General features: G+C 45.2%; 4 protein-coding genes and 1 pseudogene. 1 reads left to right on the forward strand and 4 read right to left on the reverse strand.

The window, feature by feature from the left end; all coding sequences use genetic code 11:
* Positions 1-9: 9 nt before the first annotated feature.
* A pseudogene (locus tag ACTXGH_RS01520) lies at positions 10-9,537 on the reverse strand (YadA-like family protein); the annotation flags it as partial.
* Between the two features lie 777 nt (positions 9,538-10,314).
* Between ACTXGH_RS01520 and ACTXGH_RS01525 the strand changes: the two are divergent.
* A complete protein-coding gene (locus ACTXGH_RS01525; protein WP_439295938.1) occupies positions 10,315-10,866 on the forward strand; it encodes a GNAT family N-acetyltransferase in 552 nt (183 codons plus the stop codon).
* Between the two features lie 140 nt (positions 10,867-11,006).
* Here ACTXGH_RS01525 and ACTXGH_RS01530 read toward each other — a convergent pair whose 3' ends face one another.
* From ACTXGH_RS01530 to ACTXGH_RS01540, 3 genes are all read right to left on the reverse strand, one after another.
* Positions 11,007-11,672: a class I SAM-dependent methyltransferase gene (locus tag ACTXGH_RS01530; RefSeq protein WP_439295937.1), complete on the reverse strand. Its 666-nt coding sequence runs from the start codon at positions 11,670-11,672 to the stop codon at positions 11,007-11,009.
* 486 nt (positions 11,673-12,158) lie between these two features.
* Positions 12,159-12,773, reverse strand: coding sequence for a hypothetical protein (locus ACTXGH_RS01535; protein WP_439261709.1), 615 nt, complete (start codon positions 12,771-12,773; stop codon positions 12,159-12,161).
* A gap of 96 nt (positions 12,774-12,869) precedes the next feature.
* Entirely contained in the window at positions 12,870-13,547 is a 678-nt protein-coding gene (locus ACTXGH_RS01540) for a hypothetical protein (RefSeq protein WP_439261708.1), read from the reverse strand.
* Positions 13,548-13,552 lie beyond the last annotated feature (5 nt).

Below are 13,552 nucleotides of genomic sequence, written 5' to 3' on the forward strand. Positions count from 1 at the left end.
ATGGAAGCCTGCACCAATGGCACCGCCAGCATTCCCTTGTGTATCCGCTGTACCATTCACTTTAATTACCCAGCGACCGTTATCAGACACTTTAGACACACCAACGGCCACTGCGCTTTCGCCATTGTACGAGGCGATACCGCCGCCGACCATCGACTTACCTGGGATATACGCTTGTGGCAATGAAGACATTGCCATCGCCGCTGAGATACCAGCATTGGCATCATCTTCGACTTCACCAATTCTGTAGCCTAGGGCGTTGACGCTATCGCCAAGCTTTTTATCAAGAGCATGTAGCTGACCACCGTTAACCGCATCAGTACTGTCCGCTGCAACTCTGCCAGCTTCAACTCCAGTGATGACAGTGTTGGCGGCATTAAAGCCTTCAGTTGTCATGCTAGGACCATCTTTGATCGTGACGCCATTGTCACTAACCACTGTGTTGCCAGTAGTGACGCTGTCGACTTCGATGTTGCCATCTAGGCCAATTTGAATATCACCGTTAGCAGTACTGGTGGTAATGTTATTGCCGCCTTCAAATTGAATGCTGCCATTGTTACCGCCGATGCTCTGACTGATATTGTCACCGTTATCCGCGCCAAAGCTGATACCTGCGTCAAGACGACCAGTATTGTCTGTGATCTGCTCGTTATTGGCTTGGATATCTTCGTTGGCCTGCGCGTTGCCTTGGTTAACAGCAGCGATGGCGTCACTAATGTTACCTTGACCAGTACCGCCGATGTTATTAGCAGTGAGGTTGCCATCAGCATCATAGCTAGCATCGCCGCCGATAATGCCGGCGACGCCGCTACCAAGATTATCTAACTGACCTTTATTAACAGCATCTGATGCTTGAACCCCATTGGCTACGTTAGTAATCGTGGTACCTTCAGCACCGCCACCTAACGTGATGCTGCCTTTATTGACCGTATCATCTGGGTTTTTGTCATACTGAACCGCTGCATTATTGAGTGATGCATTGCTATCACCAAGTGCGTCACTGACTGCTTTTAACTGTGAGACGTTGACCGCATCAGAGTCTGCCGTACCAGCGGCAACACCAGTGACTTGACGATATACGTCATTAGCCGCATCGCCTACAGCAATTGCGCCTGTAGTGCTGGTTGTGGCAGCAATAGCGGCATTACTAGCGGCGCCAAATCCTACAATACCAGCACCTGTTGTAGCTGCAGAGCCAAGACCTAGTACTACTGAGCCATTTTGGTTTGCTGTAATGCCGTTACCGATTACGAAAGTATCATCACTGTTAATCGTATTGTTATTACCCACTGAGTAACTGTTATTACCATTGATCGTACTTGGATCACCAAAGGCACCAGAGTTATCGCCATTGACGATGTTACCTGTACCGATACTAATGGACTGCGTGCCGTTGGCTTGAGCGTTATCACCGATGGCAACAGAGGAGGCGCCTGATACTTTTGAGCCTTTACCAATGACCACAGAGTCTTTAGCCGTCTCTGTCGCTTCGGTGTCGTGCCCTAGAGCAACCGTGCTATCAGCGCCTTCTTTGATAATGGCATTGACACCAATGGCTGTTGAATCAAAGCCGCCGGCACTTGAGTCGTTGGTAATGCCGACGCCACCTGCACCATTATCTCTAGCATTGGTGTGAGCAAATTTTACGCCTTCAGTGTTCATCTTTTGTACGGTTTGACCAATGGTTAGACGGTCTGTGACTTCTTGGCCTGTTTTATCGTAAGTTAAGAACAATGAATCTAAATTATCATTATCTACAGAAGTGTTAGCGACTTGCTCAGCGACATTAATGGTCACTTCGTCCCCGCTGCTATCAAAGACTTTAACTTTGGTAGCGCTGTCGAGCTGACCTTTATTGACTGCATCGGAAGCATTGACACCATTGGCAACGTTGGTAAGCGTCGTGCCACCACTGACGACGATATCGTTATCACTATCATCTTTGCCAATAACAGCCTGTGTACCGTCAAAGCTAACTCTATCGTAGTTTACTGTATTGTCATTATTACGATCATACTGAACGCCACTTGCACTTATGTTGCCAGTAATAGCGTCTAACTGACCTTTATTCACAGCGTCTGTGGCATTGGTGCCATCAGCCACACCTGTTAACTGACGAGCATCGCCACCTACATTGGTAAAGTTAACGCTTGTACCGCCCGTTTGAGCACCAACGGTGATCGCGCCTGTGCCTGTGTCTTGACGAACCAGACCAGTTTTACCTGAGGCCAGATCTGCGAGGCCAGAAGTGTTTGCCGTGGTGCGACCATCTAGGTTCTCAAGTGCCAATCCGACGTTGTTAACCGTGGTATCGGTGCCAGTATTAGCGCCATTGTCCAAGGTGTAGGTTGGGGCGCTAACTACACCTGTTGCAGCGTTATAGCTTGCACCGCCGCCAAGGTTGCTTGCTGTGCTGTTCCCTAGAGCATCTGTCTTAGTGTTACCTGCACTTGCTATCGCGTCTAGTTGACCTTTGTTAATGGCTTGGTCAGCTGCAGTTGCGTCAGTTACACCGCTGATCTGTCCTGTGTTGCCATCTAATACTAAGGTGTTGGATACAGGGTTTGCAGGGTCAGTGTTGTCAACACCGCTGACACTGATGTTACCTGCGCCTATTGTAGTGACGTTGTTGCCAGTGGTGATGGTATTGCCTGTCGCGGTGCTGACATTGGTGTTGCCTTGGTCATCACTTAAGCTTGAGCCGGCTGCTGTGTAGCCCGCATTGTTACCATCAGCATCGACCACGCTTGTGCCAGCGGTGGTGATGGTGGTTGCATTGCCTGCGCCATCATTAACTAAAAGCCCTGTATTGTTCATTAGGGTGTTGCCAGTCGTCACACTACCATCAGTACCAAGGTTAATGTTCTCAGCCAACTGGACGCTTAGACCATCTGTACCGTCTGCTACCACACCGATATTGCCAGTGGTTAAGTTACCAGTTGCGCTACCTGTAACCCTGAGTGTGTCGCCAAGGTTGCGATCGATCAATGTACCGTCGTCGCCTTGGAAGTTTAGACCAGCATTAGTCAAGCCTGTAACCGCTGCATTCACGTCACCAGCATTCACCGCAGTATTTGCATTGGCAGGTAAACTTATATCACCTGCACTTGCCACGCCTGTTAGTTGACGAGCATCGCCACTTACATTGGTAAAGTTAACGCTTGTACCGCCAGTCTGAGCGCCAACGGTGATAGCGCTTGTACCTGTGTCTTGACGAACCAGACCAGTTCTACCTGAGGCCAGATCTGCGAGACCAGAAGTGTTCGCAGTGGTACGACCATCTAGGTTGCCTAGTGCACTACCGACGTTATCAAAGTCGCTGGTGGTACCGATATTGCTACCATTATCTAGTGTATAAGTCGGCGCGGTATAGGTATCAGTTACAGCATTATAAGTTGCACCGCCGCCAAGGGCAGACAAGTTCCCTGTTGCAATATTATTGGTGTCTGTTAATTGACCGAAAGTTGCTGCGTCATTTGGTGCAATGCCATCAGCTAGGTTGGTAATTCTATTATTACCGTTATTGAGTCCAGATCCGCTAAGGGTAACAGTATTGTTAGGACCATCAACAATGGTAACACCAGCATTATTTAATGTACTGTTACCAGCAGTGATTCTATTAACATCAATATTATCGTTCAGAGTAACTTGTACACCGCCTGCGGTGGTAGTAGAAGTGATATTACTGTCACCAGTGACATTAATAGTATCGCCTAGCGCAAAGTTATTATCTGTCGTACCATTCCCAAAGCTGATACCTTTATCAATATCAGCGGTATTAGTGGTAGTGCGTATATCTAGGTTACCTAGCGCGTCACCAACGTTGTTAACCGTGGTATTGGTAGTCGTATTGGTACCGTCATCCAAGGTATAGGTTGGGGCAGTATAGGTATCAGTTGCTGCATCATAAGCAGCATTGCCGCCCAATGCCGCTAAGTTGCCAGTAGAGCGATTGCTGTTGTCGGTGACATTGGTATTAGTAGTGTTTAATTGATCACCAGTCACCGCTTCAGTTGAACCTGCGGCAACGTTGCCATTAGAAAGGCCACTTAAGGTACGCACGCCATCATTGCCAGTAAAGTCAACGCTTGTACCGCCAGTCTGAGCGCCAACCGTAATCGCGCCTGTGCCAGTATCTTGACGGACGATACCGGTGCGACCAGCGTTGATATCGTCGATATCGCTAGTGTTAGTAGTGGTACGACCATCAAGGTTGGTGAGGGCAGCGCCCACGTTATTGACCGTAGTGTTGACACTAGCATTAGTCCCATCATCTAAAGTATAGCTTGGAGCACTGACTGCGCCAGTGGCTGCGTTATAGTTCGCGCCGCCACCTAGGTTACTCGCTGTACTGTTGCCCAAGACATCGGTCTTAGTATCAGCAGCATTGCTTGATGCTTCTAGCTGACCGAAATTCACTGCGTCGCCTGCGTCCGTACCGTCATCGACGTTGGTTATTTTATTACCGGCGGCATTGATACCAGCACTGGTGATACTCGGTCCACCCGTAATGGTCAGACCGGTGTTGTTTAAGACACTGTTACCGGCGGTGAAGCTACCATTTGCACCAAGATCAACGCTCTCATTTAAACTAACTTGTACGCCATCGGCGGTGGTAGTAGAAGTGATATTACTATCACCAGTGACATTAATAGTATCGCCTAGCGCAAAGTTATTATCTGTCGTACCATTCCCAACGCTAATACCTTTATCAATATCAGCGGTATTAGTAGTGGTACGAGTATCTAAATTACTAAGAGCGCCACCAACGTTGTTGACCGTGGTATTGGAGCCAGTATTAGTCCCGTCATCCAAGGTATAGGTTGGGGCAGTATAGGTATCAGTTGCTGCATCATAAGCAGCATTGCCGCCTAATGCAGCTAGGTTGCCAGTAGAGCGATTGCTGTTGTCGGTAATGTTGCCTGCGTTGATATCGATGTCTGTTCTATTAGCAGTAACGTTAGTATTAGTAGTATTTAACTGATCACCAGTCACCGCTTCAGTAGAATTTGCAGCAACATTACCATTTGCAAGACCACTTAAGGTACGCACGCCATCAGTGCCAGTAAAGTTAACGCTGGTACCACCAGTAGCAGCACCAACAGTGATCGCACCTGTACCAGCATCTTGGCGGACGATACCGGTGCGACCAGCGTTGATGTCGTCAATATCGCTGGTGTTGGTATCAATGTCTGTTCTGTTGGCTGCAACGTTTTGATTGGTAGTGTTTAATTGATCCCCCGTCACTGCATCACTTGATCCAGCAGCAATAGTGCCGTTGGATAGGTTAGTGATTTTATCACCGCCTACATCTAAACCATTAGCTGTGCTGGTCAATACCGTATTGTTAGTGGCATCACCAATAGTCGCTTGGGTGACACTGATGTTCTCTGCTAAGTCGTAGTTAATGCCATTATCGACAGTATTGGTCACAACTAGGTTGCCATCTGTATTGGTAAAGTTAACCGCTTCGCCTAACTGCACGTTGTCTTGAGTGCCATTGTCGGCACTGATGTTAAAGCCCTTTGCAATATCAGTGGTATTCGTAGTGGTACGAGTATCTAAGTTACCTAGCGCGCTACCGACATCGTTATAGTCTGTGGTGGTCGCATCATTATTACCGTTGTTTAGGGTGTAAGTTGGAGCAGTATAAGTATCAGTTGCTGCATCATAAGCAGCGCCGCCGCCTAATGCAGCTAGGTTGCCTGCTGAGCGGTTATCGTTATCAGTGATGTTGCTAGCATTAGTGGCAACATTGCTATTGGTAGTATTTAATTGACTCACGTTCACCGCATCATTGTCGGCTGTTCCGGCAGCAATGCCTGTCAGTTTACGGTTCTCATTTGTTGAATTACTGAAGTCAACGCTGGTACCACCCGTTTGAGCACCAACGGTAATCGCGCCTGTGCCTGTGTCTTGACGAACCAGACCAGTTTTACCTGAGGCCAGATCTGCAAGACCAGAAGTGTTTGCAGTGGTGCGACCATCTAAGTTGCCTAGTGCGCTATCGACATCGTTATAGCCTGTGGTGTTACCATCGTTATCGCCGTTATTTAAGGTATAAGTGGGCGCTTCAACTACGCCAGTGGCTGCGTTATAGTTCGCGCCGCCACCTAGGTTACTCGCTGTACTATTGCCTAGCGCATCAGTCTTGGTATCAGCAGCCCCTGCTGCTGCATCTAATTGACCGAAATTCACCGCGTCATCAGCTACGATACCGTCGGCAACTTTAGTAATACGATTGCCACCGTTATTAAGACCTTCATTGCTTAGAGTCACTGTTTGGTTTGTACCACCGGTTAAAGTAATACCAGATCTATTGACGGTAGTATTACCTGTTCTAACGCTACCATTTACTCCAAGATCAACGCTCTCATTTAAACTAACTTGTACGCCATCAGCGGTGGTAGTAGAAATGATATTACTGTCACCAGTGACGTTAATAGTATCGCCTAGCGCAAAGTTATTGTCTGTCGTGCCATTCCCAAAGCTGATACCTTTATCAATATCAGCGGTATTAGTGGTAGTACGAGTATCTAAATTACCTAGCGCGCTACCGACATCGTTATAGTCTGTGGTGGTCGCATCATTATTACCGTTATTTAGAGTATAAGTGGGCCCGGTATAGGTATCCGTTGCTGCATCATAAGCAGCGCCGCCGCCTAATGCAGCTAGGTTGCCAGTAGAGCGATTGCTGTTGTCGGTAATGTTGCCTGCGTTGATATCGATGTCTGTTCTATTAGCAGTAACGTTAGTATTAGTAGTATTTAACTGATCACCAGTCACCGCTTCAGTAGAATTTGCAGCAACATTACCATTTGCAAGACCACTTAAGGTACGCACGCCATCAGTGCCAGTAAAGTCAACGCTTGTACCACCCGTTTGAGCACCAACTGTAATCGCGCCCGTACCAGCATCTTGACGGACGATACCGGTGCGACCAGAAGCTAGGTCAGCGATGTTGCCAGTATTGGTTGTGATATTACCAGCATTCGTTGCAATGTCACCGGTATTGGCAGTGGTACGAGTATCAAGGTTGCCTAGCGCATCACCGACGTTACGGAAGGTGGAGGTCGTGCTGCTGTTAGTCCCATCGTCTAAGACATAGCTTGGGGCAGTATAAGTATTGTTTGCCGCATCATAAGCAGCATTGCCACCCAATGCAGATAGATTGCCAACAGAGCGGTTGCTATTGTCAGCGATACCAGCCGTGTTGGTGGTGATATTATTCGAGTTAGTAGTGATATTACCTGTATTCGCAGTAACGTCAGTATTGGTAGCATTCAGCTGATTACCAGTCACTGCATCTGTTGAACCGGCTGCAATAGTGCCATCTGCAACATTAGTAATCTTATCACCACCGATATCCAAACCATTAGCCGTACTGGTCAATACCGTATTATTAGTGGCGTCACCAACAGTGACTTGATGGACACTGATATTGTCTGCTAAGTCGTAATTGATGCCATTGTCACTAACGGTTGAGACTAGGTTGCCATCTGTGTTGGTGAAGTTAACCGCTTCACCCAACTGCACGTTGTCTTGGGCACCATTATCAGCAGTGATATCAAAGCCTAGATTGGCTTTGGTTAGAGCACTGTTTGCCGTCGTGTTTGCCGTGTTTGCTGTTGTTTGAGCAGTAGTGACATTGCTATTAGTAGTATTTAACTGATCACCAGTCACCGCTTCGGTTGAACCTGCGACAACGTTGCCATTAGCAAGACCACTTAGCGTACGTACGCCATCAGTGCCAGTAAAGTTAACGCTGGTACCACCAGTAGCAGCACCAACAGTGATCGCACCTGTACCAGCATCTTGACGGACGATACCGGTGCGACCAGAAGCTAGGTCAGCGATGTTGCCAGTATTGGTTGTGATATTACCTGTATTCGCAGTAACGTCAGTATTGGTAGCATTCAGCTGATTACCAGTCACTGCATCTGTTGAACCGGCTGCAATAGTGCCATCTGCAACATTAGTAATCTTATCACCACCGATATCCAAACCATTAGCCGTACTGGTCAATACCGTATTATTAGTGGCATCACCAACAGTGACTTGATTGACACTGATATTGTCTGCTAAGTCGTAATTGATGCCATTGTCAGATACGGTCGCAACTAAGTTGTTGTCAGTATTGGTGAAGTTGACCGCTTCACCCAACTGCACGTTGTCTTGGGTACCATTATCAGCAGTGATATCAAAGCCTAGATTGGCTTTGGTTAGAGCACTGTTTGCCGTCGTGTTTGCCGTGTTTGCGACATTCTGCGCAGCCGCTATATTAGTATTAGTAGTATTTAACTGATCACCAGTCACCGCTTCAGTAGAATTTGCAGCAACATTACCATTTGCAAGACCACTTAGCGTACGCACGCCATCAGTGCCAGTAAAGTTAACGCTGGTACCACCAGTAGCAGCACCAACTGTGATTGGACCAGTGCCAGTATCTTGGCGGACGATGCCAGCTGTCCCATCAGCGACAGCATCAGCCGTTGCCTGAGCACCTCTGATATTATCAACCAACTTATTAGTGACCGAAAAAACCTGACTGCCATTGATCGCATCGGTAGAGGATGCAGAGATCTCACCTGGCGCCACGTTTTTGATCTGGCGCTCACTACCTATGAGACCAACAGACACTTGACGCCCAGCATCGCCTGCATTACCAGCAAAGCCTGACGCACCGTCAAACCCTGTAAAGGTTATACCGTTGACTGTCTGGCTTTCAATCTTTGTTGCGCTACCATCCGTTTTACTACCTGCACCGATAGCAACTGAGCCTTCTTTGGACGCTTCAGCAGATACACCAAAAGCTGATGAGGCAACACCTGTAGCATTGGCCTGCGTACCAAAAGCAGTCGATAGTGCGCCAGAGGAGACCGCTTGTACACCAATAGCGACAGATGCAGCGCCACTTGATTCTGTATATGGATACTGGTTACCACCTTGAGTTGTATCAACTAAATTTCGACCACCAGAGTACTTTTTAAAAGTCGTATTGACTTCACCGCTGTTGACTGTGCCAACAGTCTCTGTGCCATCTGGGTTTACAGTAGTTCCAGAGGCTTTGTTTAGATCATCACCACCGATGGCAATAGAGGAGCTGCCTGATGACACAGCATTAGCACCGATCGCGGTAGATTGGTCACCACTCGCTGTCGTATTCTGCCCACCGTCTACTCCACCGATGGCAATTGATTGCCCACCTGTTGCTTGGGCATTTTGACCGATAGCCACACTCGTACTTCCTTCAGCATTTGCGCCAGTACCACACTGCACCCTATCAACTATACCAACACCGCTTGCATTGTCCTCAGCACAAGCAGCGATAGCTGATGCCTGCATACTAAACCCAGCACTCGCAAGTCCAATACACAACGCACTTAACCGCAACAAGTGCGCACCTCCTGTTGTCGTGCCATTGGAGACATTTGCAGCGTTAGAGCTTACGACGGTACTTGATGATTTTCCTCGGCTCTTTGCATATTCTGCGACTGCCATAAAACAGTTTAATGACTGATTCCAAATAACTTTATAATTGCGATTCATAAGTTAACATCCTGTATTGGTCAAAACCCTGCCTAGTAACAGTAAAACCTGCTGACAATAAATTGACATCACGAAAAACCAATTTATGGTTTATTAAATAAAATTTAATTAATGTTAATGCAAAAATAAATAAAAGTGAAGTTAATAAAAATAATAATTATAAAATAATACGCAGGATATATATTAACCTAAAAGAATATATTCATTCATCTATATATTTATTTTTATGAATATAAAAATTCATTAAAACGAATATTGATGATAGTCGTTATTTGATATAAAAGTTATAGAACATATGAGGAGAATTTTGTTTTTTAATATAGGGTAGTAGTCTGTAGAGGGAGGGGTGCAGGTAGTCTTAAGTGACTGCTAGTCACTCAATCTATAACTATAAAAATGAGAACAGTTTATTTTAAAGTTATTTAATTTATATTTTTTTAAAATAACATTAATTCATTTATTAAAATAAAAAATAAAATTTTGTTATATTGTATTTTAATCGAAATTAAATTAGAAAATAATTATTTAATAATATAAAAAATTAAGATATTTATTTTTTACCTTAATTGTAATAAATTAAATTATTAAAATTTAATTTTCGTTTTAGGTGAGTTTTTAAATAGATATACGATATCGTAATGAGAGACTGATAATCAGACGCATGATTTAGAGTATAATGGCAGAACATATTAATAGTGCAGAATGTACTAGACATCAGTAAAGTTATACATTGAATGAAGCAGGCAAAATATCATGAGGCAAAGGATGCTAACAACAGAACGGCTTGTTCTTAGGCAATGGCAACCAAGTGATTTGGCCGTGTTTGCTAAGATGAATGCAGATCCTGAGGTCATGAGATATTTCCCAAAGCTACTAACACCGACATTGAGCGATGCGATAGCCCATAAATGCCAGCAGCTTATTGAAGACAATGGCTGGGGGTTTTGGGCGGTCAGCTTAAAAAAAAGCAATGTTTTTATAGGGATGGTCGGCTTAAATACAGCACATGCTGATATGCCTTTTGCGCCCAGTGTGGAGATTGGTTGGCGACTGCATAAGGATTATTGGGGGCAGGGTTATGCTACAGAAGCGGCGCGAGCTTCATTGAGGTTTGCATTTGAGGAATTAGAGCTTGATGAGGTCGTTGCCTTTACTGCCGTTGTTAACACGCACTCACAGCTAATTATGCAGCGCATCGGTATGAGTAATACACAAGACAACTTTGATCATCCTATGCTTGATCCTAGCCATCCTCTAGCTGAGCATGTCTTATATAAGATTACGCAGCAGGAATGGCAAGAAGCTATTAATAGTTGATGAACAAACTCTAAAGGTGAAAAACACAAACCATATTGGTTAGTAGAAATATTGTTTACACTTTAGAAACATTTTTGTTAGAAATTTAATAAAGTAACTTTATAATTTTAAGTCAGTTTTTTCAAAATCTTTCAAAAAGCTTAACCATTTCGAGAAAACGTCAAAATATGCCCTTTAAACGGTAGATCCAAATAAGTGGTATCTTCAGGTTTTATATGTTGACTACTAAACCCTGACTCAATCATTTTTGCTGTAAGTTTATTTTTGCGTCCGCGACCTGGATCAACGATGATTACCTCACATTTGGGACTAGCATGGCGCTCAATAAATGCGGCCAATATATCGATATGCTGATCTTCGTAGAGTAGGTCGCTACCGATGATTATATCAAAGCGTCCAAGATGGCTGTTGTCTTCGGCCCAATCTAAGCGCTCAAAGTTAATCTCTTTATTATTATTGAGCGTGGTATTGCGATCAAGGAAATACTCGACCGTCGGATGATAGTCCGTCGCAGTAATGTCTGCATGCCGATGATTAAGTAGTAAGCTGGATAGTGCCATTCCGCAGCCGACCTCCAATATACGCTTGCCAGCGATATCGTAATCGAGCATATGGTTGGCCAGCACTAGGCTTGACGGCCATATCACACCGAACAGCGGCCAAGATGCCGAGCAAATACCTAAATTGAGCGCTTCATCATCAGGGTCACTGAATTGTTGATTGTCACGTAAGGTGCAAATATGAATATCAGTATTGCCAATTTCAATCGTTTGATAACGCACGCGCACAGTAGTAAGCGAAGTCATAAACTGTCCTAAAAAATGAGCAAGAGTGCAAGGGCTGGCAGAGGTTGCCACTATCAGGAGTTGGATAAACTGGTAGGAGAGAAGACTGAATCACAGCTTTTATAAAGAGGTAGAGTTTAATTAATTTAAAATTATCTAGGCAATATTATGCCTGATAGCTCGGTGAATTATTGTTATTTCGCAGGCTATTAATATTACTAGTCTTACTGATGTTACTAGTTTTTTAAAAGGAGCCTGCTATCAAAAGGAGTCTTCTATAAGACATATGGTAAGAGCTTAAGTTTTTCTTGTTTGCTGTTTGCCAGCATGACAGAGGCTGCAAAAATTTATTACAGCAAGCAGCACTGTCTGGCTTTTAGAGTGAATGGGCTATAAGCGTTCACTTAGGTTGGAGTTGGTAAATAGATAGGTGCGCGATTGCTTTAATACAGGAGGTTTTCAATACAAAGTTATCCCTTGCATTGACGTTTTTTGAGATAAAAGGCTTTAGTTATCAAATCGTAGCCCAGAGGTTTTGATTCCCCAGATGAGTTCCACAAAGGCGCGATTGTTAGTCAGTGGTTCGCCATCGATAATGAGAGCGTAGCCGCCACCATCGATCCACAAAAATACAAAGCTGGTCTCAGGTATCAATAAATCAACTTGCTGAAAGAACGATATCGCTTGGCTTTCAATCGCCCAGCCGCGCTGCTTTTGGCGTAGCATAAATCCGGAGAAATCCGCAGCAGCTACACTTAGCATGTCTGCTTCTTCTTGGCTATAACCAATGCGAGCTAGGCAAAATCCTTCATCTGAGGCGATAGCAGCACGGCGCTTGCCAGATAAGCTTGCGACCACATATGGCAAAAACTGATCAAGCGGTAGGTTGGGTGCGGGCAAAAAGGTAGATAGCTTTTCGATAAACCCTTGCTCAACGAAGCTATTTAGCCATCGCTCTGAGTACTCCTCTAACCATCCTGCGACCAGCATCGTCTCGCGATATGATAGGAGCGCTTGTAGTGCTAGCTGCTGTGCGGTCGGTTGCTGTTGGGAAAAAGCCTCGAATACACCAGCAGGAGTCAGAGTAATATAGGTTTTGTCAGCATTATCAAAAATGGACATAAAAACGTTCTCGTTGACAGAATAAGTAAAAATGAATAAGTAGTAAGTGGCTACAGCAATGCTCAATGCGGCAGGTAACTGTTGGGTAAGTAACCGCTACACGCTTGATTGAGTGTCTAAGTTTTGCGTATTTTTTAGGACGGTAGAGCCAGTTTGTTCTAATTGCTGCTGACAGTCACACCAGCGCTCATCAAACTGCCAATCGCTTTTGCCCAAACCAAACCAAACGATGGAAAAAGCCAAACGATCATTACAGGCCAAGCAGTGCGCAAAAAACTCACGTTCAACTTGTTCAATTGTATGCCAATCTTCAGCAGCACGCGCACTCATAAGCTCAGTGGTAATGTTTTTGGCGATTTCTTTTGCATCGTCGCTACTGATGCGTAGACGATGGGTTTGTACGTTTAACGATGGTGTCACCAGCACGCTCCAGCGCGTTGCAAACTCACTGCTATACTTGATGTAATCGAGCTTGTTAATACAGTTATGAAAGGCGTGTTCTATCTGCGGATGCAGGCGACCTTGAATACGGGCAAAGATATCTTTGACATCGTAAGGAATGTCATACCAACAGCCAAAGAAAAAGTCGGCGACCGCGCCTTGTAGCGGTTCTTTTTCGTTAAGTAGCAACGCAGCATTAATACGCTGTTCGTGATAGTAGCGGTTGCTAGGATCGATAAAGATCTTTCGCGCATAATAACGATACGTATGACGTGCAGTCATCTCGCTATCTTTATACAACGACGAGTCTTCAGTTGCAGATAAATCAGCCATGACGG

The sequence above is a fragment of the Psychrobacter sp. 1Y10 genome, assembly GCF_052259005.1.
GTDB lineage: Bacteria > Pseudomonadota > Gammaproteobacteria > Pseudomonadales > Moraxellaceae > Psychrobacter > Psychrobacter saeujeotis.

Excerpts from the sequence above, each read along its gene's own strand:
- ACTXGH_RS01535 (WP_439261709.1), bottom strand. The coding sequence starts at position 12,773 with ATGTCCATTTTTGATAATGCTGACAAAACCTATATTACTCTGACTCCT.
- ACTXGH_RS01540 (WP_439261708.1), bottom strand. The coding sequence starts at position 13,547 with ATGGCTGATTTATCTGCAACTGAAGACTCGTCGTTGTATAAAGATAGC.
- ACTXGH_RS01530 (WP_439295937.1), bottom strand. The coding sequence starts at position 11,672 with ATGACTTCGCTTACTACTGTGCGCGTGCGTTATCAAACGATTGAAATT.
- ACTXGH_RS01525 (WP_439295938.1), top strand. The coding sequence starts at position 10,315 with ATGCTAACAACAGAACGGCTTGTTCTTAGGCAATGGCAACCAAGTGAT.